Raw genomic sequence first — 25,211 nt, forward strand, 5'->3', positions numbered from 1 at the left:
GTCACACCGCCCAGCAGCCGCAGCCGAAGACGCCCCAGAAGCTGCGGGCGTCCGCCACCGGCACGTCGGCGGCCAGCGCCGCCGCGTGGTCGTGGCCGTGCACCGCGCAGCCGGACTGGCAGCCGCAGGATGCTGCCTGCCTCTGCGTCACCTTGGGGTCCTGGTGGTAGCCGCCGAAGGTGGCGACCGGCGACCAGTCGGGCATCGCCTTGGGCAGCGGCGGGGCGAGCGGGCCATAATCGCCCGAGCCGTGCACCGGCTTGCCGCCCAGCAGGGTCAGCACCGAGCGGATGTGGGGGATGCGCTCCTCCGGCACCGACAGATAGTCGTCGCTGAGCAGCACGGCGTCGGCCAACTGGCCGGCCTTGATCTGGCCCTTCTTGCCCTGGTCGTTGGAGAACCAGGTGTTGGCCTCGGTCCACAGCCGCAGCGCCGTCTCGCGGTCCAGGCGGTTGGCGACCGGGTAGAGCCCGAGCCCGCCGACGGTCTTGCCGGTGACCAGCCAGGACAGCGAGACCCAGGGGTTGTAGCTGGCGACGCGCGTCGCGTCGGTGCCGGCGCCGACCGGCACCCCGGCGGCCAGCATCCTGGCGACCGGCGGCGTCGCCTCCGCCGCCTTGGCGCCGTAGCGCTCGACGAAATACTCGCCCTGGTAGGCCATGCGATGCTGCACGGCGATGCCGCCGCCCAGCGCCGCGATGCGGTCGATGTTGCGGTCGCTGACCGTCTCGGCGTGGTCGAAGAACCAATTCAGCCCCTGGAGCGGCACGTCGCGGTTGACCTTCTCGAACACGTCGAGCGCGCGGCCGATGGTCTGGTCGTAGGTGGCGTGCAGCCGCCACGGCCAGCGGTTCTCGGCGAGCAGGCGAACGACCGGCTCCAGCTCGGCCTCCATGTTCGGCGGCATCTCCGGCCGGGCGACCCGGAAATCCTCGAAGTCGGCGGCGGAGTACACCAACATCTCGCCGGCGCCGTTCAGCCGGTAGGTGTCGTCGCCGTGGCCCGGCTTCACCTGTTTCGACCAGCTCGCGAAGTCGGACAGCTCCTCCTTCGGCTTCTGGGTGAACAGGTTGTAGGCGATGCGCAGCGTCATCTCGCCGTCGGCGTGGAGCTTCTCGATGATCGCGTAGTCGTCGGGGTAGTTCTGGTAGCCTCCGCCGGCGTCGATCACGCTGGTGACGCCCAGCCCGTTCAGCTCGCGCATGAAGTGACGGGTCGAGTTGACCTGGTACTCGGGCGGCAGCTTCGGCCCCTTGGCCAGCGTCGCGTAGAGGATCGTCGCGTTGGGCTGGGCCAGCAGCAGGCCGGTCGGGTTGCCGGCCGCGTCGCGCGCGATCTCGCCGCCCGGCGGGTTGGGCGTGTCCTTGCCATAGCCAACGGCGCGCAAGGCGGCGGCGTTGAGCAGGGCGCGGTCGTAGAGGTGCAGGATGAAGACCGGCGTGTCGGGGGCGGCGGCGTTCAGCTCCTCGATGGTCGGCAGGCGCTTCTCGGCGAACTGGTGCTCGGTGAAGCCGCCGACCACGCGCACCCATTGCGGGGCCGGCGTGTTGGCGACCTGCCGGCGCAGCATCGCCATGGCGTCGGCCAGCGAGGGCACGCCGTCCCAGCGCAGCTCCATGTTGTAGTTCAGCCCGCCGCGGATGACGTGGATGTGGCTGTCGATCAGGCCGGGGATCAGCCGGCGCCCCTTGGCGTCGATCACGGCGGCGTCGGGCGTCGCGGCGGCGCGCGCCTCGGCCTCGCTGCCGACGGCCAGGAAGCGGCCGTCGCGGATCGCCACCGCCTCGGCGACCGGGTTGGCGCGGTCGAGCGTGGTGATCTTGGCGTTGACGACGATCAGGTCGGGGATCAGGTCGGTGGACGGCATGGCGGCTCTTCCGGGGCGGGATCCGAGGGAGATCAGGGGGGAGGACAGGATGGGCGCGGCGAGCAGGGAGGTCGCGGCGGCTCCGGCCATCGCCCGGCGGCGGGTCGGCCCGCTCATGCGTGGCCGCCGGGGTGAGGCTGCTCCGCAGTTGCGGTTTTCCCGGCCTGCGGGCCGAGGACGTGGCGCGCGCAGTCGCCTTGGATGAAGGCGAGGATCGGCTGGCCGGCGATCAGCCGCTTGGCGACCGGCACGACCTGCTCGCCGACCAGCATGCCGAGCAGCCCGATCAGGGCGATGGTCGGCGGGGCCGGCGAGCGCACCCCGATCAATGCGTAGATGACGCCGACCAGCAGGCCGGCGCCCAGGGAGAGAAGGTAGGGCATCATGGCGTTCCGTCCTGGGATCGTGTCCGCCGGATCGGCAGAGGATGGAGCCGGGAGCGGCGGGAAGCCCCTCTCCCGCAAGGGGAGAAGGGCCCAAGTTTTCCCGGTCAGGCGTGCTCGTGCGTGGCGGCGCCGACGACCTTGTGCGGGAAGGCGCCCCGCTGCGGCGCCTTGTGCACCATGGTGTAGGCGTAGTCGACGCCCATGCCGTAGGCGCCGAAATGCTCGCGCACGATGGTCATGACACCGTCGTAGGTGCCGCGCTTGGCCCAGTCGCGCTGCAACTCCAGCAGCACGGTGACCGAGGTCATCGACTGGGCGCCGGCCTGCTCCATGCGGCGGACGGCGGCGTCGTGCGATTCCTGCGAGGTGCCGCCGGACGCGTCGGTGACGATGTAGACCTCGAAGCCCTCCTCCAGCGCGCACAGCGTCGGGAACAGCAGGCAGGCCTCGGTCCACAGCGCGGCGATGACCAGCTTCTTCTTGCCGGTCGCCTTGATGGCGGCGACCAGCGCCTCCGAATCCCAGCTGTTCATCGAGGTGCGCTCGATCGGCGTCTGCTGCAGCACGTCCATCAGCTCCGGCCAGATGTAGCCTGAGAAGCTCTCGGTCTCGACGGCGGTCAGGATGGTGGTGGCGCCGAACAGCTTGGCGGTCTTGGCCAGCGCGATCGTGTTGTTCTTGAGCTGCTGGCGGTCGATGTTGACGACGCCGAAGGACATCTGCGGCTGGTGGTCGATGAAGAGGAAGACGGTGTCATCGGCGCTCAGCAGCTTCTTGGCCTGGAAGGTCATTGTGTCTGTCCCTTGTGGTCGCGATCGGGGTTGTGGGATTGGAAAAGGGGCGGCCGAACCGAAGGGTCAGGCCTTGAGGAAGGCGAGCAGCGCCTCGTTCACCACGTCCTTGTGCGTGGCGCACAGGCCGTGCGGGGCGCCGGGAACGATGGTCAGCGTGCCCTTCGGCAGCAGGGCGACGGCGGCCTTGCCGGTGGTCGCCAGCGGCACGACCTGGTCATCGTCGCCGTGCAGCACCAGCGTCGGCACGATCATCTTCTTCAGGTCCTCGCGCAGGTCGGTCTCCGAGAAGGCCTTGACGCACTCGTACTGGGCGAGCAGGCCGCCCTGCATGCCCTGCGTCCAGAAGCTGTCCATCACGCCCTGCGAGGGCTTGGCGCCGGGGCGGTTGTAGCCGTAGAAGACCGGGGCGAAGTCCTTGAACCACTGGGCGCGGTCGGCCCGCACGCCGGCGCGGATGCCGTCGAACACCTCCGGCGGCACCCCCTCGGGGTTCCAAGCGGTTCTCACCATGATCGGCGTGACGGCGCCGATCAGCACCGCCTTGGCGACGCGCGACACGCCGTGGCGGCCGATGTAACGGGCGACCTCGCCGCCGCCGGTGGAATGGCCGACATGGACGGCGCCCTTGAGGTTCAGCGCCTCGGTGACGGCCGCGAGGTCGTCGGCGTAATGGTCCATGTCGTTGCCGAAGCCCGGCTGCGAGGAGCGCCCGTGGCCGCGCCGGTCATGGGCGATCGCGCGGTAGCCGCGCTGGGCCAGGAACAGCATCTGGTCCTCGAAGGCGTCGGCGGACAACGGCCAGCCGTGGCTGAAGACGACCGGCTGACCGCTCTGCGGCCCCCACTGCTTGACGTGGATCTGGACACCGTCCTTGGTGGTCACGTAGCTGCCCTGCAACATGGCGTGCGTTCCTTGTGGCTTGGTGTGGGGTGCCTTGGTGTCGGGGCCGGCGGGCGCGGTCTGCGCGGCCGCCGGGGGTGCGAGCGCTCCCAGAAACCCGCTGCCGGCGAGGGAAAGGGCGGCGGCGGAAAGAACCGCCCGGCGTGACGGGTGGAGATCGTGGCTGTCCATGCGGATTCCATTGAGGCGTCGCCGGACCCGGCGTCGAAGACGCGGCCGGCAGGTCCTGTCGTGATTCGGCGATGCTAGCGAAGCGGCGGGCGGGCGGATTGCCTCTTCGGAACGGCTTTTGACTGTTCCGCGCATTCCGGCGAGCGGCACGCCGGCCCGGACGGGTCGGTCGGACACGGGCAATCAGACGGGCAGGCTGTCCGCCGGCCTCGCCGAAGCGTGCGCCGTCGCCCCCGCGGCGGCGTTGCGGTGACGCCAGGCGCGGGGCGTGACGCCGGTCAGGCGCCGAAACGTGCGGGAAAAATGGCTCTGGTCGGCGAAGCCGCAGGCGAGCGCCACGTCGGCCAACGTTTGCCCGCCGTCCCGCATCAGCGTCTTGGCGTGCTCGACGCGGCGCTGGAGCAGCCATTGGTGGGGGGAGGTGTCGGTGGTCTGCCGGAAGGCGCGGGCGAAATGACCGACCGACAGCCGGCATTCGGCCGCCAACTCGGCCAGCCGGATCTCACCGTCCAGCCGGGCGGCGATCATCTCCTTGGCCCGGCGCTCCTGCCAGGGGGCGAGCGCGCCGCCGGTCCGGGCCGTGGACAGCCGGCCATAGACGGCGGCGACGTGCGTCGCCAGGGCGCAGCTCACATGGTCGAGGAACAGCAGGCTGATCCGTTCCGGCATGGCGAGCGCCGGCAGCATGGCGGCGGCCACCGCCGCGATGGTCGGGTCGGCGACGCAGCCGCTTGGCTCGATGTCGAGATCTTCGAACTGCTCCGGCCCATCGTCCGGGAAGACCGCTTCCAGCACGACGCGCGGCAGGTGGAAGGTCATCGTGTCGAAGGCCGTGTGGATGTGGCAGGCGATGTCGTGCCGGAAATCGTGGATGGTGGTGAGCCCGGCGATGTCGCGCGGCTTCACCACCGGCTTGCCGTCGACCCGGATGTCGGAATGAAAATGCGACAGGTGGTGGCTGATCAGGAAGGCGTTCTCGATCGCCGGGGCGTCGAGCGGACCCAGCCCGTCGGTGGCGCAGCGGACCCGCGCGATCCCCACCGTCCCCCGCCCGAGCCGGCGGGTCAGAACCTCCGGCTTGGCCGGCGCCGGAATGAAGCTCAGGTCGAGATTGCTTCCAGCGGCCATCGCCGTCGCCATCGTTGCCTCCCTTGTCCGGTCCGGGCGCCTCCGGCCCCGGCGGCCGACTGCTTCCTTGTGTCGCAGGGTAAGCGATGGTCGTTGCGCAAAACTACTGAACGGAGATTGGGTTTCGCCATGCTTGGGGCGAGCGGTCCTAGACCTTGGTCTAGGATGCGGGGCGGTAGGCCGGCGGTATCAGGCTGTCGACGATGCGGACCAGCTCCACGACCGACTGCGCCTCCAGCTTGCGCATGGCCTGCCCGCGGTGCAGCTTCACCGTCGCCTCGCTGAGGCCGAGATCGCCGGCGATCTGCTTGTTGCGCCGGCCGGACACCACCATCAACGTCACCTCGCGCTCGCGCGCCGTCAGGCTGTCGAAGCGGGTGCGGTGGGCGACGAGGCCGCGCTCGCGGTCGCATTGCTCGCGGCTGCTCGCCATGGCCGCGTGGATGGCGTCCAGCAGTTCCTGGTGATGGACCGGCTTGGTCAGGAATTCGAAGGCCCCGGCCTTCATGGCGCGCACCGACATCGGCACGTCGGCGTGGCCGCTGATGAGGATCACCGGCAGGCGGGCCGGGGAGCGGGCGAGTTCGGCGTGGAAATCCAGGCCGCTGCGTCCGGGCAACCGGACGTCCAGCACCATGCAGCCGGCGTCGATGGCCGGGCCGAGATCGACATACTGCTGCACCGACGCGAAGCTCCTTACCCGAAGCCCCACGGAATCGAGCAACCCTTCCAGCGCCTCGCGCACCGCCTCGTCGTCGTCGATGATCACGACGGTCGCGCTGTCCTCGGCCCTCATTCCCATCATTCCCTCCCGGGTTTCACGGGCTTCACAGGCAGCACGAATTCGAACACGCTTCCGCGCGGCACGGCGGGCTCCGCGGTCAGCCGCCCGCCGTGAAGCTCGACGATGGACCGGCTGATCGACAGGCCCATGCCCAGCCCGTCCGGCTTGGTGGTGTAGAGCGCCCGGAACAGGGTCTCGGCGTCGGCCTCGGCGATGCCGACGCCGCTGTCCTCGACGCGGACGCGGATGCGGTCCTCTTCGGCGTCGGTGGTGATGCGCAGCCGCCGGTCGTCGGTCTCCGGCGCGGCCATCGCCTCGATGGCGTTCATCACGAGGTTCAGCACGAGCTGCTGGAGCTGCACCCGGTCGCCGTGGACCCAGGGCGGCCCCTGGATCAGGTCGGTTTCCACCCGGATCCGCGCCCGCCGCAGCTCGGCCCGCACCAGCGCCAGCGTGTCGGCGATCAGCGCGCTGATGTCGACCCAGCCGGGTTCGGCCGGGGTCCTCCGGGCCAACGCGCGGATGCTGCGGACGACATCGCCCGCCCGCTGGGCGTCGCGGACGATCCGCTCGACCACGGCGCGGGTCTTGCCCTGATCGGGCTTGGCCTTCGAAAGGTGCTGCAGACAGGTGCCGGCGTTGGTGACGACCGCCATCAGCGGCTGGTTGACCTCGTGGGCGATCGCCGCCGCCAGCTCTCCCATCATGGTCAGGCGGCCGATATGGGCGAGGTCGGCCTCGGCCCGGCGCAGGGCCTCGGCGATCTGCCGGCGCTGGGTCAGGTCGCTGAACACCAGGATGGCGCCCGCCACCTGGCCCCGGTCGTCGATGACGGCCGAGCAACGCTCCTCCACCACCACGCCTGGGAGCACGACGCCGGGGACCACGGCACCGGCGGTTCCGGCCGGTGCCTCGCGCGGCAGCAGCCTGGACAGGCGCTCCGGCGGGGCGAGCGGGCCGCTGCGCAGGGCGAGCGCGGCGAAATCCTCCAGCGGCTCCTGCGTCTCCTCGTCCACGGCGACGAAGACCGTGGCGAGCGGCAGGCCCGCCGCCTCCGCCGCCGTCCAGCCGGTCATCGTCTCGGCCGCCCGGTTCATGAAACCGATCCGACCGTCGCCGTCGCACAGGATGACGCCGTCTCGGATGCTGGCCAGCGTGGTGGCGTAGCGCCGCTCGCTCATCCGCAGCTTGGCGTCGCTGGCGTGCTTGTACAGCGCCATCTGGATGACGGTCCGCATCTGCGGTTCCTCGAACGGCTTCAGCAGATAGCCGAAGGGCTCGGTCAGGCTGGCGCGGCGCACGGTCTCGTCGTTGGCGTAGGCGGTCAGGAAGACGATCGGGATGCGGTGGGTGTCGCGGATCCGGCGCGCCGCCTCGATCCCGTCCATCTCCCCTTCCAGCCGGATGTCCATCAGCACCAGATCCGGCTGGTGGCGGCCGGCAAGGCGGATGGCGTCCTCCCCGCTGGCGGAGGTGCCGACCACCACATGGCCCATCCGGGCAAGTTGCTGCTGGATGTCGCGCGCGACGATGCGGTCGTCTTCAACGACGAGAATACGAGCCGCGTTCATTCATCCCCCCGGTTCCGACCTTCCAAAGGAAAGGTGACGACGAACTCGGTTCCCGCTCTGGAGTTGTGTTGCAAGGTTCCGTGCAATTGGCTGGTCAAATCATCGACAAGCTGAAGGCCGACGGTGTCCAACTTATCGGGATCATGGTCGCCCGGCAAGCCCACACCGTCGTCGCGGACGGACAAGCGGCCAACCTCCCCATCCGTGGTAAGGGCGACGCGCAGCACCCCGTCCCGCCCGTCGGGAAAGGCGTGCTTCAGCGCGTTGGAGACCAGCTCGTTGACGATCAGGCCGCAGGGCACCGCGCGGTCGAGGTCGAGCTTCAGATCCTCCAGTTCGGTTTCCAGCCGGACCGCCCCGGTCCGCGGGGCGTAGGCCCGCAGCAGATGGGCGCACACCGATTCCAAATGCGCCCGCATCGGCACCCGCGCGAAGTTGCCGAGCCGGTACAGGTTCTCGTGCACCAGCGCCATCGAGCGGACGCGGTCGCGGCTGTCGGCGAACAGGGCCGCCACCTCCGGATCCTCGATGCGGTTCGCCTGGAGGTTCAGGAGGCTGGTCACGAGCTGGAGGTTGTTCTTCACCCGGTGATGGACCTCCTTCAACAGCGCCTCCTTCTCCTCCAGCGTCGCCGTCTCCAGGGAGGCGGCGGCCTGCGCGCCCAGCAGCGTCAGCACGTCGACCCGCTTGCGGGTGAAGGCGTGGGTCGCCAGCGCGTTTTCGAGATGGAGCAGGCCGACGACCCGCGCCTGACGGACCAGCGGCATGCACAGGATGGAGCGCGCCTCGGTGTCGCGGACATAGGGCTCCGCCGCGTAGGGGCCGGGGGCGCGCGTGTCGTCGACGATCAGCGTCTCCTGGTCGCGGATGGCGCCGTGGATCATCGCGTGCGGCAGCGGAACGCGGTCGGCGTCCTCCTGCACGAGACGGACGGACACCCCGTCGAGGCCGGTGGACGCCTCCGCCTCCACCCGCAGCCGGCCGTCGCGGGCAAGGATCAGCAGCCCGCGGCTGGCGCCGGCCTGCTCCAGCACCAGGGTCAGCAGGGTGGTGGTGAGCTGCTCGACGCTCGCCTGATCGGACACCGCCCGCAAGGTCTCCAGCAGCATCGCCAGATCGGCCCCGTCGAGGGTGCGTGGCGGCTCCGGCGGCGCCGCTCCGCCCTGATCGGCGATCAGATCGGGATGACGCTGGTCGAGTTGCCGGACCTTGGCCACGGCCCCCCAGCGCCCGTAGCCGGCCCGCGCCTCGCGCAGGCAGGCGCGTTCGAGCGTGGCCAGGCCGAGCCGGCGGTAGAAGCCGGCGGCGCGTTCGTGGGCCAGCGCCTCGACATGCGGCAGGGCGTTCCGGCGCGCCGCCTGCGCCGCGCGGTCGTAGCCGCGCATCGCCTCCTCGGTCCGGCCGTCGATCCGCGCCGCCTCCGCCTCGACCAGGGCGAAGCGCGCCTCGAAGCCGTCGGGGTTGTGTCCGGCCCACTCCCGCAACTGGTCGCGGTGCCCGGCGAAGGCCGCCGCGTGGCGGGACGCTTCGGCGTCCACGCCGTCGCCCAGCAGGCCCGCCCGCGCCAGCGCGCCATAGAAATGGAACTCGGCCATCTCCAGATGGCCGGAGCTGGTCCACAGCAGCCGTTCGGCCCGTTCGGCGGCCTCGACGGCGGCGGCCGGCTCGCCGGCGATGCAGCGGAGCTGAAGAGTCCGGATCCCGTGCCAGCAGGTGGCGATGTCCAGGCTGGGGTTGGCGAGCAGCCGGGCCTCGAAGGCGGCGTTGTCGAAATCGGGCGCGCCGAGCGACCCGACCGCGCCGGTCAGGCCGCGCAGGGCCCGGACGGTCTGCAACTGGGTGGTCAGGATGTCGATGCACAGACCGAAGCGGACCTGCCGGACATAGGCGAGCCGCGTCTCCGCCGCCCTCTGGACGGCCGCCAGCGGGTCGCCCGCCGCCAGCATGCTGGTGACCAGCGTGACGCTGGTGAAGCCGCCGTAGGTGACGTCGCCGGTCTCGCGCGCCTCCTCGAAGGCGCGCAGCAGCAGCGGCCGTTCGCTGCGGACGTCGCGCGTCCACGGCACCACGTGATAGGCGAAGGTCATCAGCACCCGCGCCCGGTAGCGGGTCCGGCCGCCATGTTCGTCAAGGTCGAAGCCGAGCCGTCCGAATGCGTAGCCGGCGGCGTAGTCGCCGAAATAGGGCCCGGCGACCATGCCGAGATAGGCGAAGCCGAGGGCGGAAGCCTCGCTCTTGCCGCGTTCCAGCGACAGGTTCGCCATGCGGCACAGGATCAGGCAGACCAGATTGCGGTCGCTGAAGAAGGCGGGCGGCAGGGCGGCGGCCAGCACGTCCAGGGTCGCCCGGATGTCCGGGTCGGCGGCGGTGGGGAGCGCCGCCAGGGAGGCGATGGACCGCTCGCCGATGGCCGCCCGCAGCCGCCGATACTCCTGCTCGACCAGCTCGCAGGGCGGATGGGGCGACCAGTCGATCCCGACCCTCCGCAGATAGGCCAGGCAACTGTCGATCGCCCGGTCGCTGCGGTCGGTGGCGGTGTGAACGGTCACCAGCAGCGCGGTGATGGCCGCGCGGTCGGCCGGGGCCTCCGCCCGCCCGACGAGATCGCGAAGGCGCTGCTCGGCCAGCGACAGGTCGCCGTTCAGGAACTCGCACTCGGCGCGCAGATGCTCCAGGGCGAAGCTCAACCGGTGCCGGCGGTCGCCGCCGGGCAGCGGCGCATCGAGCAGCGACAGGCCACCCAGGGCATAGGCCAGGGCCGACCCGTGGGCGCTGGCGGCCTTGGCCCGGTGGCCGGCGGCCAGATGGAGCGCCGCCACCTCCTCCCGCTCGACGGGGTCCTCGACCAGGGGAAGGCAGCGGTCGTACTGGCCGACCACCTCGAACAGCCCCTCGTCGGTACCGGCCACTGCGGCACCGGCCGCCGCAGCGTCGGCGAGCCCGCCGCGCAGGGCGCGGGCGATGGCGAGATGGAGGGCGCCCCGCTCCGCCTCCGGCACCAGGGCGAGGGCCCCCTCCTGCACCCGGTCGTGAAGGAAACGGTAACCCTCCCCGCTCCGCAGCAGCAGCCCCTCGGCGACGACCGCCTCCAGCGACCGCTCGACCGCGTCGGCCGGCAGGCCGCTGGCAAGCGCGAGGGTGGCGAGCCGGACGCCGGCGCCAAGGCCGGCGAGGCGGGCCAGCAGATCCCGCGTCACCGGCGGAAAGCGGCCGAGCCGTTCGGTCATCAGCGTGGCGACGCCGTCGCCCGGCCGCGCCGCCCGGATCGCGTCCCGGACCGCGTCGATGTCCCAGTTCCAGCGTTCACACTCCGGATCGAAGCGCAGACGCCCGGAACGCTCCAGCGCGATCAGGAGCTGCGCCGCGAAGAAGGGGTTGCCCCCCGTCCGCCCGTGCAGCAGGTCGGCGAGCGCCGCCACCTCCTCCGGCACGCGGCCCAGACTGTCGGCGACCATCCGCCGGAGGTCGGCGGGCGCCAGCGGCGCCAGCGCGATCTCCTCGTGGTCGAGGTCGCGCCCGGCCGCCTCCACCCGCTGGATCAGCGCCCGCAGCGGATGCCCGGCCCCGATCTCGTCGCTGCGGTAGGCACCGACCAGCAGCAGATGGGCGACACCGCCCTGGGCGAACAGCCGGTCGAGCAGATCGAAAGTGGCGCGGTCGAGCCACTGCAGGTCGTCGAGGAACAGGACAAGCGGATGCTCGGGACGGGCGAAGACCTGGAGGACCCGGCGGAACAGCCGGTCGAACCGGTTCTGCGTCTCCTGCGGCGGCAGCGCCGCGGCCTCCGGCAAGTCGCCGATCAGCAGGGCGAGGTTCGGGATCAGGGCGGTCATCAACGCCCCGTTGTCGCTGACCGCCTCGCGCAGCTCGCGCCGCCAATGATCCTGCTGCGGAGCCGGCTGGTGGAGGATGCGGTCGACCAGCCCCCGGAAGGCGTCGGCCAGACTGGCGTAGGGCAACTCCCGCCGACCCTGGTCGAACTTGCCGGCGGCGAACAGCCCGCGCGGCGGCACGACCTGCTCCTCCAGGGACCGGACGACGGAGGATTTGCCGATGCCCGAGCGGCCGGCGACCAGGACGACGCCCATCCGGCCGTGCCCGGCGACACGGTCGAAGGCCGCCTGCAGGGTGGACACCGGCTGTTCGCGACCATGGAGCGCCGGCGGCGGGACGAGCCCCTCCGGCCGTTCGCGCTGGCCAACCGGAGGCAGGCCGGCCGGAAAGGACGGGATGCGGCCCTGGGTTTCCCACAGCCGCAACGCCTCGGCAAGGTCGCGCCCGAGGCCCTCGGCGCTCTGGTAGCGCTCCTCGGCCGTCTTGGCGAGCAGCCGGAGCAGCAGGTCGGAGATCGCGGGCGGCAGGTCGGGGCTGTGGTCGGACGGGGGAATCGGGGGGCGGGCCAGATGGCAATGGATCCATTCCATCGGCTCGCGCGCCATGAAGGGCAACGCTCCGGTGAACAGCTCGTACAGGGTGACGCCGAGCGTGTAGAGGTCGCTGCGCCGATCGACCGGGCGGTTCATCCGGCCGCTCTGCTCCGGCGCCATGTAGGCGGGCTGGGGGGGAAACTCGGCCACCGCTTCGCCGGGCGGGGAGACGGCTGACGGCACGCAGGCCCGGCCGAAGCCGGTCAGCCGCACCGTCCACCCGTTGCCGATCCGGCCGGCGCCGCCCCCGTCGCCGCCCCCGTCGCCGCCGACAAGCAGGTTGAAGGGCCGCAGGTCGCGGTGCAGCAGCCCGCGCCGATGCAGCGGCGCGACCGCTTCCACGATCCGCACCGCAAGGGCAAGCCGCTGGTGAAAGGTCATCGTCGCGAGCGCGAGCGCGCAGAGCGGCTGCCCGCCCGGATCCGCCATCGTCAGCACCGGCGGATCGCGGGGATCCCCCAGATCGAGTGGCTTGACCGCCCAGGCGGGATCGAGACGGCGGGCGAGATCGCGCTCCCGCTGCAGAAGGTCCAGAACCGCCGCCGCCCGGCCATCCGGTTCCGCCATCCGGGTCAGGATGGGAAAGGGTTGGCCCGGGCGCGTCACCCGCGCAAGCCGGGTCTCGCCATCGCTCCCCAGAATAATGACGCCGGGACCGGAGTCCGCCGGATAATCCATGTTCGCACCCATGCAACGGCCCTTCTCCACGCGGGCTTCGCGCACAGTGGCATGGGCGGGGTTTTCCGGACAGATGCAAGATGGAGCCGGAACGGGTCCGCCGCGTCACGGCGCCGGATCGGTACGGCGCCCAGCCTGCGAGACGGAGGCTTCCGGGGCGGATCCCGGAGCGCCGGCCGAAAAGAAGGCGATGACATCGTCCGGCGGCATCGGCTCCGTCCGGATCAGGCTCGGCGGCGTGTCGCCGCTGGCCGGCAGCGCCGAGGCGGGTGTCCTCGGCGGCAAGGCTCCGTTCTGTCCGCGCAACAAGCCGACGTCCGTCACACCGGATCCCACCCGAAGACGTCGGACACACGGTCGAGCGGCATCAGCGACGGGCGAAGCGCCGGCAGCAGATGGTCGGCCAGCGTCTCCACCGTCCCCCCCCTCCGACCGGTGCAAGGCGCGCAACGGGCGCGATTGGCTCATCAGGAAAACCTCGTTGCGGCGGACCGCGAAGATCTGGCCGTTGACGTCGCGGGCCGCGTCGCTCGCCAGGAAGACGGCCAGTGGCGCGATCCTATCGGCGGTCATGCTCAAGCGGCGCTGGGCGCGCAGGCGCTGCTCCTCCGTCGCGACCGGCACGGTGTCGCCCATGCGGGTCGCGGCCGACGGCGACACGCAGTTGGAGCGCACGCCGAACGCCTGCATGTCCAGCGCGATGGACCTGGACAGGCCAACCACGCCCAGCTTGGCCGCCATGTAGTTGGCTTGGCCAAGGTTGCCGATCAGCGCCGAGTTCGACGTCATGTGGACGTAGGCGCCGGATTGCTGCTTGCGGAAATGCGGGGCGGCGGCGCGGGCGACGTTGAAGGCACCCTTCAGGTGCACGCCCATCACCGCGTCGAAATCCTCCTCCGTCATCTTGTGGAACATGCCGTCGCGCAGAATGCCGGCGTTGTTCACCACCGCGTCGATCCGCCCGAAATGGTCCAGCGCCGTCTCGACGATGCGATGCGCGCCGGCCCAGTCGGCGACGCTGTCGGCGTTGGCGACCGCCTCCCCGCCCGCTTCGCGGATCCGGCGGACGACCTCGCCGGCCGGGCTTTCGCCGTCGGTCTCCGTTCCGTTCACCGCGACGCCGAGATCGTTCACCACCACCCGCGCGCCGTGGCGGGCGAACTCCAGCGCGATCTCCCGCCCGATGCCGCGCCCGGCGCCCGTCACCACCACCGCCTTGCCCGCCAGCATGCCGCTGTCCCCCGTCATTCGCCGAGCCGCCCAGATTGTGGGTCAGCCCCAGACGCACGTCGGAGCGCTGGCGCGGCCCGGCGCGCCCCAGCCGTTGCAGGTACAGCTCGTAGACCATCCGCAGGCCCGAGGCGCCGATGGGATGGCCGAAGCATTTCAGCCCGCCGTCGATCTGGCAGGGCAGCGCGCCGTCCGCGTCGAACACCCCGTCGAGCACGTCGCGCACCGCACCGCCCTCGCGCGACAGACCGAGATCCTCCATCGTCACCAGTTCGGTGACGGAGAAGCCGTCGTGCACCTCGGTCAGGCTGAGGTCGCGGCGCGGATCGGCGATGCCGGCCTCGGCGTAAGCACGCTGGGCGGCGACGCGGGCGGTCACGACATGGCTGCCGTCCCAGGCGCCGAAGCCCATCTCCTCGCCGTTCGACACGGCCAGCTGCAAGGCCTTGACGCTGACCGTCCCGCGCTTGCCCAGCCCCCGCGCGATGTCCGGCGTGGTGACGATGGCGCAGGCCGCCCCGTCGCTGACGCCGCAGCAGTCGAACAGCCCGAGCGGGTCGGCCACCATGGGCGCGTCGAGCACCGCCCGTTCGGTGATGGCCTTGCGCAGATGCGCCTTGGGGTTCCCCACCCCGTTGGCGTGGTTCTTGACCGAGACATGGGCCATGGCGCGCTTCAGATCCTCGCGCGACAGGCCGTGGCGGGCCCGGTAGACTTCGGCCAGCTGCGCGAAGGCTCCGGGCGCCGTGTAGGACGGCCACCACAGTGCGTTCAGCGCCCCGCGCGTTGCGGCAACCCGCCGTAGCCGGTGTCCTTCAGCTTCTCCACCCCCAGCGCCAGCGCCACGTTACAGGCGCCCGACGCCACGGCGTAGACCGCGCCGCGCAGGGCCTCGGTGCCGCTGGCGCAGAATTTTCCACCCGCGTCACCGGGATGCGCGGCAGCCGCAGCATGGTCGCCAGCGGGATGCCGCTGCGTCCGACATGCAGATCCTCGTTGGCGGTGGCGAGCTACGCCGCCTGGATCTCCCTGGTCGCCAAACCAGAAGCGGCCAGTGCCTCGGCGTAGGCTTCGGCCATCAGATCCTCGGCGCCGTCGTTCCAGCGTTCGCCGAAGCGGGTGCAGCCCATGCCGACGATGGCGACCTTGTCCCGGATTCCCGTCGCCATCGCTCAGAGCCCCCCGCCGCGCACAGGCGCGGCCTTCCAGAAATAACGACGGAAATTCCGGCGCGGGTCGTGGTCCTTGACGCGGAACACCATGCGCAGCCGAGCCCCCACCGACAGGTCGCCCGGATCGACGTCGGCGTAGCTCGCCAACAGCCGCCCACCAGCCCCAGCAGCATGTCCCGCTTGCGGTGCAGCACCGTCATCGGGGTTTGCAGATCCAGCTCGGCGCGCATGCCCTCATCGCGCTCGACACTGCCGGTCAGGGCTGCGAAGCGGCCATAGCCGCTCTCCACCCGCCCGGCGGCCAGCGCCGTCTCCACCCCCGCGCCGGACCACGCCGCGCCGGTGGCCCGGAAGACCAGCGCGTCGGCGCCCTGCCCAAAGCCGACGGCGCGGATGAGGTCCCCCGCCTTCGCCTGCTCCAGCGCGTGGGCCAGCATCAGCGGCGCGTGCGCCGCGCCGCTGTCGCCGATGCGCGAGTCCAGCCCGTCGCGGACGGCGGCGGCCGGAATGCCCAGCCGCTCCGCCACCGCCGAGGCGATGCGTGGCTGCCGTTGCGCCGCGTAAGTGCCAAATGGATGGCCGATGCATCCTCGCACGGCGCAGCTCGGCCAACAGGGTGGGATCGCGCAACGAACGCGACACGCAGGCCAGGGCTTGCAGGTGCTCGTGCGTTGCCGTCAACGGAACCAGGAGCAAAAACACCAAGTCTACCGGCTTGTCATCGATCGCATCGAAGTCCAGCGCGTGTTCCAAACGGGTGAAGATGCCAAGGGATTGGTCGAGAGCCGCGAGCCGGGCGTGGGGAATAGCCACCCCCCGCCGATTCCGCTGGAGCCCAACGCTTCCCTGGCGAGGATTCTCTCCTGAATGCTTTCTTGCGGCAAACCCGTTGCATCGGCGGCCCGACGCGCCAGTTCGGCCAGAAGATGCGGCTTGTCCACGACGCGCGGTACGGTGACGACCCGCGCGGGGATGAGACGTTGGCAAAGGTCCAGCTCGTCGCATTCGCCGAGCGCCGCCCCGAGGCGCGCCGGTGTCAGTCCGGCGCGCTCAGGCGGTAACCGACCCCGGTCTCGGTCAGGATGTGGTGGGGCCGCTCCGGATCGGGCTCGATCTTCTGGCGCAGCTGGCGGATGTAGATGCGCAGATACTGGATGTCGGTCTCGCCGCCCCACACCTCCTTCAGGATGAGGCGGTGGGTCAGCACCTTGCCGGCATGCGCCACCAGCAGCCGCAGCAGGTCGTATTCGCGCGGCGACAACCTCACCTCCGTCCCCTGCACCGTCACGATCCGCCGCACCAGATCGACCGCCAGGGCGCCGCTGCGGAACACCGGCTTCTCGCCCTGCTGCTGCAGCTTGTGACGCATGGCGGCGCGGATGCGGGCCAGCAGCTCGTCGACGCCGAAGGGCTTGGTCACGTAGTCGTCGGCGCCGAGATCGAGCGCCTCGACCTTGCCGGCCTCGTCGGCCCGGCTGGACAGCACGATGATCGGCAGGGACGCGCCGCCGCCGCGCAGGCGCCGGATCACCTCCAGACCGTCGACGCCCGGCAGCCCAAGGTCGAGCACCAGCACATCGGGAAGCCGCCGCCGGACCTCATCCAGCGCCTTGGCGCCGTCCTCGGCCTCGGTGATGTCGTAGCCCTGGGCAGACAGGCTGGTGCGCAGGAAGCGGCGGATCGGCGGCTCGTCGTCGACGACGAGCACCCGCAACGGTGCGGACTCCGATTTCATCACGCGGCCTCCTCATCCAGTCCAGGGTCAGGTTCGGGGTCCAGCCCGGGCATCCCGGCGGCTTCGGGAAGGGTCAGAGAGAAGACGGCCCCGCTCCGGTCCCGGCGGTTGCCGGCGGCGATGGTTCCGCCCATCGCCTCCACGAAGCCCCGGCAGATCGCCAGCCCGAGGCCCGTGCCGGCCCGCTGCCGGTCCTGGGCGTGGACACGATAGAACTTGTCGAAGATGCGGTCCACATCCTCGGGCGGTATTCCGTCGCCCTCGTCCAGCACCTCGATGCGCACGCGCCCGTCTTCCCGCCATGCCCGCACCGTGATCGGCGAGCCGTCCGGCGCGTATTTGCCGGCGTTGTCGAGCAGGTTGAACAGGACCTGCTCGAACAGCACCGCGTCGATCTCGACCATCGGCAGGCCGGCGGCGAGGTCGATCTCCACCCGATGCCCGGCGAGGATCCGGCGCACCCGTTCCAGCGCGCTGCCGACCACCTCGGCCGGATCGACCGCGCCGGTGCGCGGCCGGATCGCCCCGGATTCCAGCCGGGTCATGTCGAGAAGGTTGGCGATGAAGCGGTTCAGCCGCTCGGCCTCCTCCTGGATCGTCATGGCCAGCTCCCGGCGGGCGGCCTCGTCGAGCATCGGCCCGTAGCCGCTGAGGCTGGTGGCCGAGCCGAGGATGGAGGCCAGCGGCGTGCGCAGATCGTGCGAGATCGAGGTGAGCAGCGCCGAGCGCAGCCGTTCGGTCTCCGCCGCCAGCTTGGCGCGGTCGACGTCCTCGGCGAGCGTCACCCGCTCGATCGCCAGGGCGGCCTGATCGATCAGCGCGTCGAGCAGCCGGCGCTGGTCGGGGGTCAGCAAGCCGCCGGGCCGCCCCCCGCTTCCGCCGGTGTCGATGCCGACGACGCCGACCGGGCCACGCCCGGTGCGCATCGGCAGGAACAGCCACTTGGCGCCGGGCAGCGTGTCGGCGCCCCGGCCGGTCGGCCGGTTGTTCTCCCAGGCCCAGACCGCCGCCGCCAGATCGGCGTCCGCGATGACGTCCTCGGGCGGGTAGCCGGCGCGCACCGCCACGCTGCCGCCATCGGGAAGCAGCAACACGACATGGACCTTCAGCATCGCCGCGATCTGGTAGGCGGTGGCCCACAGCAGGTCGTCCATGGTGACGACGCCGGCCAGCTTGCGGCTGAACAGGTAGAGGTCCTCGGTGGTCTTCGCCCTTGCCCTTGCCGTCACCGCCTGGGACCGCACGCGGGCGGTCAGGTTGCTGGCGATCACCGCGACCACCGCGAAGAAGAACAGCGCGACGATGTTCTCGGGATCGGAGACGTCGAGCGTGTAGAGCGGCGGCAGGAAGAAGTAGTTGAAGGTCAGCACGCTGGCGACGCTGGCGTAGAGCGACGGCCCCAGCCCGCCGGTGACCGCGCTGGCCAGCACGGCGGTGAGGAAGACCAGCGCCATGTTGTTCAGCGCCAGCACCCGTTGCAGCGCCTCGCCGACGCCGAGCGCCGCCACGACGTAGCCGGTGCTGGCGACGTAGGGCCACCACGCGCCGGGCCGCCGCCGGGCCGTGGCGGTCTTGACCGTCTTGGGCGGGATCGGCTCGCCGGAGGTGGCGGCGATCACATGGACGCTGATGTCGCCGGCCCGGCGGATCAGGCTGTGCGCCACCGACCCGTGCAGCAGCTCCGACCAGCGCGGACGCCCGGACTTGGCGATGACGAGATGGGTGACGTTGTTGGCGAGCGCGTGTTCGACGACGGTGTCGGCGACGTCGCGGCCCGGCACCGTCACGGCCTCGCCGCCCAGCCGTTCCACCAGCCGCAGCGTGTCGGCGATGCGGTCGCGTTCGGCTTCGCTCAGGCGCAGCGCGCGGCTGGTCTCGACGTGGATCGCCCCCCAGCGGGCGCGCAGCCGCTCGGCTTGGCGGCGGGCGTAGCGGACCAGAGCGGCGCCGGTGGCGTCCTCGTTGATGCAGACCAGCAGGCGTTCGCCGGCCGCCCAGGGGCCGGAGATCGCGTGCGCCTGCATGTGGGTCAGCAGTTGCTCGTCGACCCGCTCGGCCGTGCGCCGCAAGGCGAGTTCGCGCAGGGCGGTGAGGTTGCCGGGGGAGAAGTAATGGCGGATCGCCCGCTCGGCCGTGCGCGGGACGTAGACCTTGCCTTGCCGGAGGCGCTGGATCAGGTCGTCCGGCGTGATGTCGATGACCTCGATGTCGTCGGCGCGGTCGAGGATCGAGTCCGGCACGGTCTCGCGCACGCGCACGCGGGTAATCTTGGCGACGACGTCGTTCAGGCTCTCGACATGCTGGATGTTCAGCGTCGTGTAGACGTCGATGCCGGCCGCCAGCAGCTCCTCGACGTCGAGGTAGCGCTTGGCGTGCCGGCTGCCGGGGGCGTTGGTGTGGGCCAGCTCGTCGACCAGCGCGATCCCCGGCCGCCGCGCGAGGATGGCGTCGAGGTCCATCTCGTCGAGGCCGTGGCCCTTGTGGTCGATGCGGCGGCGCGGGATCGCCTCCAGCCCGGCGAGCAGCGCCTCGGTTTCCCGGCGCCCGTGGGTCTCCACCACGCCGACGACGAGGTCGATCCCCTCGCGGCGCCGGCCTTGCGCCGTCTGCAGCATCTCGAAGGTCTTGCCCACGCCGGGGGCGGCGCCGAGGAAGATCTTGAGCCGGCCGCGCGCCTCCCGCGCCGCTTGGCGCAGCAGCGCGTCCGGCGATGGCCGGCCGTTGCGGTGGTCGGAATGGCCCTCGGTCATCGCGTCGTTCTCATCCGGGAAGGGCTCCCTCTCCCGCCCCGGGAGAGGGCTTTGCCATCGTCAGGCCCTGCTACCGTCCCCCGGCGGCCTTGTCCAGGGCGAGGTTGAGCCTCAGCACGTTGACCGTTGGTTCGCCGAGAAACCCCAGGGCGCGCGGCGTCGTGTTGGCGGCGGCCACCTGGCGGACCGCCGCCTCCGTCATTCCGCGCGCCTTGGCGACGCGCGGCACCTGGAAATCGGCGGCGGCCGGCGACAGATCGGGGTCGAGACCGCTTCCCGAGGCGGTCACCAGCTCCACGGGCACCGGCACGCCCGGATTCTCCGCCTTGAGCCGTTCGGCCTCGGCCTGGACCCGCTCGACCAGGGCCTTGGAGGTCGGGCCGAGGTTGGAGCCGCCGGAGTTCGCGGCGTTGTAGGGCTGGGACACGGTCTTGGACGGATCCGCCGGGTCGGGGCCGCCGGTCGCCGACGGGCGCGGCTGGAAATAGCGCGCGCCGGTGAAGGGCTGGCCGATCCGCTCCGACCCGATCACCGCCCCGCCGCGCTCGATCAGGCTCCCCTGGGCCTGATGGGGAAACAAACCTTGAGCGATGCCGGTGACGGACAGCGGATAGACGAGACCGGTGACGACCGTCAGGGCGGCGGTCATCACCAGGGCGGGACGCAGTTCTTTCAGCATGATGTCCGTTTCCTTCAGACGAGGCCGATGGCGGTGACGAGCAGGTCGATCGCCTTGATGCCGGCGAAGGGAACCGCCAGACCGCCCAGACCGTAGATCAGCAGGTTGCGCCGCAGCAGCGCCCCGGCGCCCACCGCGCGGTACGGGACGCCCCGCAGGGCCAGCGGGATCAGCGCGACGATGATCAGCGCGTTGAAGATGATCGCCGACAGGATGGCGCTCTCCGGGCTCGCCAGCCCCATGACGTTCAGCGCGCCGAGCTGCGGGTAGAAGGCGAGGAACATCGCCGGGATGATGGCGAAGTACTTGGCCACGTCGTTGGCGATGGAGAAGGTGGTCAACGCGCCGCGCGTCATCAGCAGTTGCTTGCCGATCGCGACGATCTCGATCAGCTTGGTCGGGTCGCTGTCGAGGTCCACCATGTTGCCGGCCTCGCGCGCCGCCATGGTGCCGGTGTTCATCGCCACCCCGACGTCGGCCTGGGCGAGCGCGGGGGCGTCGTTGGTGCCGTCGCCGCACATGGCGACCAGCTTGCCCTTCGCCTGCTCGTCGCGGATCAGCTGGAGCTTGGCCTCCGGCGTCGCCTGGGCCAGGAAATCGTCGACCCCGGCCTCGGCGGCGATGGCGGCGGCGGTCATCGGGTTGTCGCCGGTGATCATCACCGTGCGGATGCCCATCTGGCGCAGCGCGGCGAAGCGTTCGCGGATGCCGCCCTTGACGATGTCCTTCAGGTGGATGACGCCCAGCAGCCGGCCATCCTGGGCGACCGCCAGCGGCGTGCCGCCGGCCTTGGCGACCCGCTCGGCGATGGTCAGGATTTCACGCTCGGCCGGGTCGGCGGGGGTTGCCGTGCGCAACGCCGCGCCGCGGCCGGCGGCGACCAGACGGTTGCTGTCCTGTGCCTGCTCCCGCGCATGCGCCAGCACCGCGTCCACCGCGCCCTTGCGGATCACCGTCCCTTCGGCGTCGATGCCGCTGAGCCGGGTCTGGGCGGTGAAGGGCACGAAGAAGGCGTGGAGTTCCGCCATGTCGCGGGCGCGGATGCCGTACTTCTCCTTGGCCAGCACGGTGATAGAGCGGCCTTCCGGCGTCTCGTCGGCCAGCGAGGCGAGTTGGGCGGCGTCGGCCAGGTCGCGCTCGGTCACCCCGGCCAGCGGCAGGAACTCGGTCGCCTGCCGGTTGCCCAGCGTGATGGTGCCGGTCTTGTCGAGCAGCAGCGTGTCGACGTCGCCCGCCGCCTCCACCGCGCGGCCCGACATCGCCAGCACGTTGAAGCGCACCAGGCGGTCCATGCCGGCGATGCCGATGGCCGACAGCAGCGCGCCGATGGTCGTCGGGATCAGCGTGACGAACAGCGCCACCAGCACCAGCACGCCGACCGACCCGCCGGCGTAGGCGGCGAAGCTGGGGACGGTCGCCACGGCGATGACGAAGATGATCGTCATGCCGGCCAACAGGATGTTGAGCGCGATCTCGTTGGGCGTCTTCTGGCGCTGAGCGCCCTCGACCAGCGAAATCATCCGGTCGAGGAAGGTCGATCCCGGCGCCGCCGTGATCCGCACCTTGATGCGGTCGGAGAGCACCTGGGTGCCGCCGGTCACCGCCGAGCGGTCGCCGCCGCTCTCGCGGATGACCGGGGCGGATTCGCCGGTGATGGCGGCCTCGTTGACCGAGGCGACGCCCTCCACCACCTCGCCGTCGGACGGGATCAGGTCGCCGGCCTCGACCAGCACCACGTCGCCGGGCTTGAGACGCGTGGCGGAAACGACGTCGTAGCCGCCGTTGAAGCCATGCCCCAGCGTGGCGTCCGGGTCGGTCAGGCGCTTGGCGTCGGTTTCGGTCCTGGTCTTGCGCAGGCTGGCGGCCTGGGCCTTGCCGCGTCCCTCCGCCACCGCCTCGGCGAAGTTGGCGAACAGCAGCGTGAACCACAGCCACGCCACGATCTGCACGCCGAAGCCGGGGTTGCCGGCCCCCGTCGCCACGTCGCGCAGCAGCAGGATCGTGGTCAGGACGGCGACGGCCTCGACGCAGAACATCACCGGGTTGCGGGCCATGACGCGCGGGTCGAGCTTGCGGAAGGACCCGGCGACCGCCGGGCCGAGGATGGCGGGGTCCAGCAGCGTGCTCGCCTGCGCCCGGCTGGCTTTCTCGGTTCCGGATTTTTTCGTTTTGGCTTCCATGGGATGGGTCCCGATCAGAAGAGGGTGCCGGCGGACATCGCGAGATGCTCGACGATGGGGCCGAGTGCCAGGGCCGGGAAGAAGGTGAGGCCGCCGACGATCAGGATGACGCCGACCAGCAGCCCGACGAACAGCCCGTCATGGGTGGGAAAGGTGCCGGCCGAGGCGGGCGCGCGAGCCTTGGCCGCCAGCGAGCCGGCGATGGCCAGCATCGGCACGATCACCAGGAAGCGGCCGACCAGCATCGCGACGGCGAGCGTCAGGTTGTACCACAGCGTGTTGGCGCTCAGCCCGGCGAAGGCGCTGCCGTTGTTGGCGGCGGCCGAGACGTAGGCGTAGAGCGCCTCGGAATAGCCGTGCGGGCCGGCGTTGGCCATCGACGCGGTGCCGGTGTCGGTCACCACGGCAAAGGCGGTCCAGCCCAGCATCATCACCGGCAGGCAGAGCACGGCGAGCATGGTCATCTTGACCTCCTTCGCCTCCAGCTTCTTGCCGAGATACTCCGGGGTGCGGCCGACCATCAGCCCGGCGACGAACAGCGCGACGATCGCGAACATCAGCATGCCGTAGAGGCCGGCGCCGACGCCGCCGATGATGACCTCGCCCAGCATCATGTTGATCATCGGCACCATGCCGCCCAGCGGCATGAAGCTGTCGTGCATGGCGTTGACCGCCCCGCAGGAGGCCGCCGTGGTCACCACCGCGAACAGCGCGGAAGCGGCGACGCCGAAGCGGGTCTCCTTGCCCTCCATGTTGCCGGCCAGCCCGTCGACGCCGAAGGCGGCGAAGGCCGGGTTGCCCTGGGCCTCGGCCCAGTAGCAGACGGCGGCGCCGGCGACGAACAGCACGCCCATGGCGGCGAGGATCGCCCAGCCCTGGCGCTCGTCGCCGACCATGCGGCCGAAGACGTTGGTCAGCCCGGCGCCGATGGCGAAGATCGCCAGCATCTGCACGAGGTTGGTCAGCGCGTTGGGGTTCTCGAAGGGGTGGGCGGAGTTGGCGTTGAAGAAGCCGCCGCCGTTGGTGCCCAGCATCTTGATCGCCTCCTGCGAGGCGACGGGGCCGAGGGAGATCGTCTGTTTCGCGCCTTCCAGCGTGGTGGCGTCCACCGCCCCGGCCAGCGTCTGCGGCACGCCCTGCCAGACCAGGAAGAGAGCAATCAGAAAGGCGAGCGGCAGCAGCACGTAGAGGGTGGCGCGGGTCAGGTCGACCCAGAAATTGCCGACGGTGCGGGCGGACGCGCGGGCGAAGCCGCGCACCAGCGCGACGGCGAGCGCGATGCCGGTGGCGGCGGAGACGAAGTTCTGCACGGTCAGCCCGGCCATCTGGACCAGATGGCCCATGGTGCTTTCGCCGCCGTAGCTCTGCCAGTTGGTGTTGGCGACGAAGCTCGCCGCCGTGTTGAAGGCGAGGTCGGCGGGCACCGCCGCCATGTCCTGCGGGTTCAGCGGCAGCACGCCTTGCAGGCGCTGCAGGACGTAGAGCAGCACCATGCCGGCCACGCTGAACAGCAGCATGGAGACGGCGTAGGTCACCCAGTGCTGCTCGGCCTTGGCGTCCACCCCGGCGATGCGGTAGAGGCCACGCTCGACGGGGCCGAACACCGGTGAGAGAAGGTTGCGCCCGCCGTTGAAGACGCCGGTCATGAAGCCGCCCAGCGGGCGCGTCACGGCGACCACGAGGGCGATGAAGACGAGGATTTGGATCCAGCCGTTGACGGTCATGGGAGGCTCCTCAGAACCGTTCGGGGCGGATCAGGGCGTACACCAGATACGCCAGCAGGCCGGCGGTGACGAGACCGGCCAGCGCGTGGTCGAGGATCATGGATGCCTCCTCACAGCCGGTCGCAGGCGTGGACGTAGGCGACCGACCCGGCGAAGAAGCCGACGGTGAGCGCCAGGACAAGGATGTCGAGCATGGTTCGTCTCCGAAAAGGCGCGTCCCGACGCCGCCGCGAGCGGGACGGCGGGGGCAGACGCGGACAGGCCGGGCACGCCGCCCGCCCCGTGATCACGGAGTGGAAGGCATGCCCGGCCCACCGACGATGCGCCGGAAGCGCATATAAATTCGAGGAGGGGCGGCGGGCGGCCAGCGTATAAATTCCATATACGCGGCGATGACAGGATCGGTTGCGGCTGCGGCAATACACACGTCGACCGACGGTCCGACGCCGTCGTGCTCTCCGCCCTTTCGGTCACGCGATACCGGACGGACGCGCCGACCAGCAGGATGAGCGGACAGCCCAAGGCATGATCGACGGTCATGGAGGGCGTTCCATGCTCCTCCGGCCGCCGGGCGGATGGTCGGGACCCACGCGGTCAGGCGGGATTCAAACCGCGACCCTGTCGAACAGGACATGCATGACCAGCGCGATCGCCAGGAACACGGCGATGGTCACCGCCATTTCGCCGAACACGTCTCCGGGGGTGGGGAACGCCTCGCCCACAGACGGCTCCGGCACCGTCCCCGACGGTGCCGGCTGCCGGTCGTGCCGATCAAGTTCCGCGTGATCCAATTTCCAAGACATGGAACCCTCGCAACCAATCATGGAACGGCTTTTGCCGATCCCCTAGAAGAGGGCCGCCGGCCATATAAAAGCGATGGTGCGCGCGAGGGGTGCGGAATAGTAACGGGCCTTAGAGCGCCTAACAGAACCTTTCGAGCCGTCTACAGGCGATGAGGGCGCAGGCGAGTGTTGAGAAGGCTTGGTGGATATCAGCGCGTCGTTCATAGCGGACGGTCAGGCGGCGGAAGCGGCT

General features: G+C 70.9%; 18 protein-coding genes and 4 pseudogenes. All 22 read right to left on the reverse strand.

The genetic code is table 11. The annotated features are described in order from the left end of the window. Position 1: 1 nt before the first annotated feature. A complete protein-coding gene (locus tag EJ913_RS18115) occupies positions 2-1,984 on the reverse strand; it encodes an amidohydrolase (protein ID WP_127000395.1) in 1,983 nt (660 codons plus the stop codon). Continuing rightward, a complete protein-coding gene (locus EJ913_RS18120) occupies positions 1,981-2,253 on the reverse strand; it encodes a XapX domain-containing protein (protein ID WP_127000397.1) in 273 nt (90 codons plus the stop codon). The genes EJ913_RS18115 and EJ913_RS18120 overlap by 4 nt, the downstream gene beginning before the upstream one ends. Before the next feature lie 104 nt (positions 2,254-2,357). Next, entirely contained in the window at positions 2,358-3,044 is a 687-nt protein-coding gene (locus tag EJ913_RS18125) for a hydrolase (RefSeq protein WP_127000399.1), read from the reverse strand. A gap of 66 nt (positions 3,045-3,110) precedes the next feature. Next, a complete protein-coding gene (locus tag EJ913_RS18130; protein ID WP_127000401.1) occupies positions 3,111-4,118 on the reverse strand; it encodes an alpha/beta fold hydrolase in 1,008 nt (335 codons plus the stop codon). 183 nt (positions 4,119-4,301) lie between these two features. Further along, entirely contained in the window at positions 4,302-5,258 is a 957-nt protein-coding gene (locus tag EJ913_RS18135) for a helix-turn-helix domain-containing protein (RefSeq protein ID WP_244939405.1), read from the reverse strand. 148 nt (positions 5,259-5,406) lie between these two features. Continuing rightward, a complete protein-coding gene (locus EJ913_RS18140; protein WP_238519571.1) occupies positions 5,407-6,042 on the reverse strand; it encodes a response regulator transcription factor in 636 nt (211 codons plus the stop codon). A 5-nt stretch (positions 6,043-6,047) separates the two neighbouring features. Next, positions 6,048-7,601 carry an ATP-binding protein gene (locus EJ913_RS18145; RefSeq protein WP_127000403.1) on the reverse strand — a complete coding sequence of 518 codons (1,554 nt, stop codon included), beginning with the start codon at positions 7,599-7,601 and terminating at the stop codon, positions 6,048-6,050. After that, a complete protein-coding gene (locus tag EJ913_RS18150) occupies positions 7,598-12,706 on the reverse strand; it encodes an AAA family ATPase (RefSeq protein WP_244939406.1) in 5,109 nt (1,702 codons plus the stop codon). The genes EJ913_RS18145 and EJ913_RS18150 overlap by 4 nt, the downstream gene beginning before the upstream one ends. 105 nt (positions 12,707-12,811) lie before the next feature. Next, a complete protein-coding gene (locus EJ913_RS18160) occupies positions 12,812-13,954 on the reverse strand; it encodes an SDR family oxidoreductase (protein WP_342353709.1) in 1,143 nt (380 codons plus the stop codon). A 58-nt stretch (positions 13,955-14,012) separates the two neighbouring features. After that, positions 14,013-14,711: pseudogene (locus EJ913_RS33245) on the reverse strand (thiolase C-terminal domain-containing protein); the annotation flags it as partial. Positions 14,712-14,946: 235 nt separating this feature from the next. Further along, a complete protein-coding gene (locus EJ913_RS32165) occupies positions 14,947-15,105 on the reverse strand; it encodes a hypothetical protein (protein ID WP_211098988.1) in 159 nt (52 codons plus the stop codon). Between the two features lie 3 nt (positions 15,106-15,108). Then, entirely contained in the window at positions 15,109-15,255 is a 147-nt protein-coding gene (locus tag EJ913_RS32170; protein ID WP_211098989.1) for a PhlB family protein, read from the reverse strand. A 278-nt stretch (positions 15,256-15,533) separates the two neighbouring features. Further along, positions 15,534-15,704, reverse strand: a pseudogene (locus EJ913_RS33250) (hypothetical protein); the annotation flags it as partial. A gap of 52 nt (positions 15,705-15,756) precedes the next feature. Then, a pseudogene (locus tag EJ913_RS33255) lies at positions 15,757-16,113 on the reverse strand (PTS sugar transporter subunit IIA); the annotation flags it as partial. Positions 16,114-16,144: 31 nt separating this feature from the next. Then, entirely contained in the window at positions 16,145-16,843 is a 699-nt protein-coding gene (locus tag EJ913_RS18180) for a response regulator (RefSeq protein ID WP_127000411.1), read from the reverse strand. Then, positions 16,843-19,593 (reverse strand): DUF4118 domain-containing protein, encoded by a 2,751-nt coding sequence (locus EJ913_RS18185; RefSeq protein WP_127000413.1) that lies wholly within the window; start codon positions 19,591-19,593, stop codon positions 16,843-16,845. Before EJ913_RS18185 ends, EJ913_RS18180 begins: the two co-directional genes overlap by 1 nt. Before the next feature lie 70 nt (positions 19,594-19,663). After that, positions 19,664-20,272 carry a potassium-transporting ATPase subunit KdpC gene (gene kdpC, locus EJ913_RS18190; RefSeq protein WP_127000415.1) on the reverse strand — a complete coding sequence of 203 codons (609 nt, stop codon included), beginning with the start codon at positions 20,270-20,272 and terminating at the stop codon, positions 19,664-19,666. Positions 20,273-20,286: 14 nt separating this feature from the next. Further along, a complete protein-coding gene (kdpB, locus tag EJ913_RS18195) occupies positions 20,287-22,452 on the reverse strand; it encodes a potassium-transporting ATPase subunit KdpB (protein ID WP_127000417.1) in 2,166 nt (721 codons plus the stop codon). 14 nt (positions 22,453-22,466) lie between these two features. Further along, entirely contained in the window at positions 22,467-24,176 is a 1,710-nt protein-coding gene (gene kdpA, locus EJ913_RS18200) for a potassium-transporting ATPase subunit KdpA (RefSeq protein ID WP_127000418.1), read from the reverse strand. A 10-nt stretch (positions 24,177-24,186) separates the two neighbouring features. Beyond that, a complete protein-coding gene (locus EJ913_RS18205; protein WP_126997632.1) occupies positions 24,187-24,276 on the reverse strand; it encodes a K(+)-transporting ATPase subunit F in 90 nt (29 codons plus the stop codon). 505 nt (positions 24,277-24,781) lie between these two features. Then, positions 24,782-24,979: a hypothetical protein gene (locus EJ913_RS18210; protein WP_127000420.1), complete on the reverse strand. Its 198-nt coding sequence runs from the start codon at positions 24,977-24,979 to the stop codon at positions 24,782-24,784. A 118-nt stretch (positions 24,980-25,097) separates the two neighbouring features. Next, positions 25,098-25,211, reverse strand: a pseudogene (locus tag EJ913_RS32635) (IS5/IS1182 family transposase); the annotation flags it as partial.

This window comes from Azospirillum doebereinerae (assembly GCF_003989665.1).
GTDB classification, from domain to species: domain Bacteria; phylum Pseudomonadota; class Alphaproteobacteria; order Azospirillales; family Azospirillaceae; genus Azospirillum; species Azospirillum doebereinerae.

What these genes read in the sequence shown, in the direction of transcription:
- kdpC (WP_127000415.1), bottom strand. Translation starts at nt 20,272, where the DNA reads ATGCTGAAAGAACTGCGTCCCGCCCTGGTGATGACCGCCGCCCTGACG.
- EJ913_RS18120 (WP_127000397.1), bottom strand. Translation starts at nt 2,253, where the DNA reads ATGATGCCCTACCTTCTCTCCCTGGGCGCCGGCCTGCTGGTCGGCGTC.
- EJ913_RS18160 (WP_342353709.1), bottom strand. Translation starts at nt 13,954, where the DNA reads ATGACGGGGGACAGCGGCATGCTGGCGGGCAAGGCGGTGGTGGTGACG.
- EJ913_RS32165 (WP_211098988.1), bottom strand. Translation starts at nt 15,105, where the DNA reads ATGGCGACGGGAATCCGGGACAAGGTCGCCATCGTCGGCATGGGCTGC.
- kdpA (WP_127000418.1), bottom strand. Translation starts at nt 24,176, where the DNA reads ATGACCGTCAACGGCTGGATCCAAATCCTCGTCTTCATCGCCCTCGTG.
- EJ913_RS18180 (WP_127000411.1), bottom strand. Translation starts at nt 16,843, where the DNA reads ATGAAATCGGAGTCCGCACCGTTGCGGGTGCTCGTCGTCGACGACGAG.
- EJ913_RS18205 (WP_126997632.1), bottom strand. Translation starts at nt 24,276, where the DNA reads ATGATCCTCGACCACGCGCTGGCCGGTCTCGTCACCGCCGGCCTGCTG.
- EJ913_RS18185 (WP_127000413.1), bottom strand. Translation starts at nt 19,593, where the DNA reads ATGACCGAGGGCCATTCCGACCACCGCAACGGCCGGCCATCGCCGGAC.
- EJ913_RS18130 (WP_127000401.1), bottom strand. Translation starts at nt 4,118, where the DNA reads ATGGACAGCCACGATCTCCACCCGTCACGCCGGGCGGTTCTTTCCGCC.
- EJ913_RS18150 (WP_244939406.1), bottom strand. Translation starts at nt 12,706, where the DNA reads ATGGATTATCCGGCGGACTCCGGTCCCGGCGTCATTATTCTGGGGAGC.
- EJ913_RS18140 (WP_238519571.1), bottom strand. Translation starts at nt 6,042, where the DNA reads ATGAGGGCCGAGGACAGCGCGACCGTCGTGATCATCGACGACGACGAG.
- kdpB (WP_127000417.1), bottom strand. Translation starts at nt 22,452, where the DNA reads ATGGAAGCCAAAACGAAAAAATCCGGAACCGAGAAAGCCAGCCGGGCG.
- EJ913_RS18115 (WP_127000395.1), bottom strand. Translation starts at nt 1,984, where the DNA reads ATGAGCGGGCCGACCCGCCGCCGGGCGATGGCCGGAGCCGCCGCGACC.
- EJ913_RS18135 (WP_244939405.1), bottom strand. Translation starts at nt 5,258, where the DNA reads ATGGCGACGGCGATGGCCGCTGGAAGCAATCTCGACCTGAGCTTCATT.
- EJ913_RS18145 (WP_127000403.1), bottom strand. Translation starts at nt 7,601, where the DNA reads ATGAACGCGGCTCGTATTCTCGTCGTTGAAGACGACCGCATCGTCGCG.
- EJ913_RS18210 (WP_127000420.1), bottom strand. Translation starts at nt 24,979, where the DNA reads ATGTCTTGGAAATTGGATCACGCGGAACTTGATCGGCACGACCGGCAG.
- EJ913_RS18125 (WP_127000399.1), bottom strand. Translation starts at nt 3,044, where the DNA reads ATGACCTTCCAGGCCAAGAAGCTGCTGAGCGCCGATGACACCGTCTTC.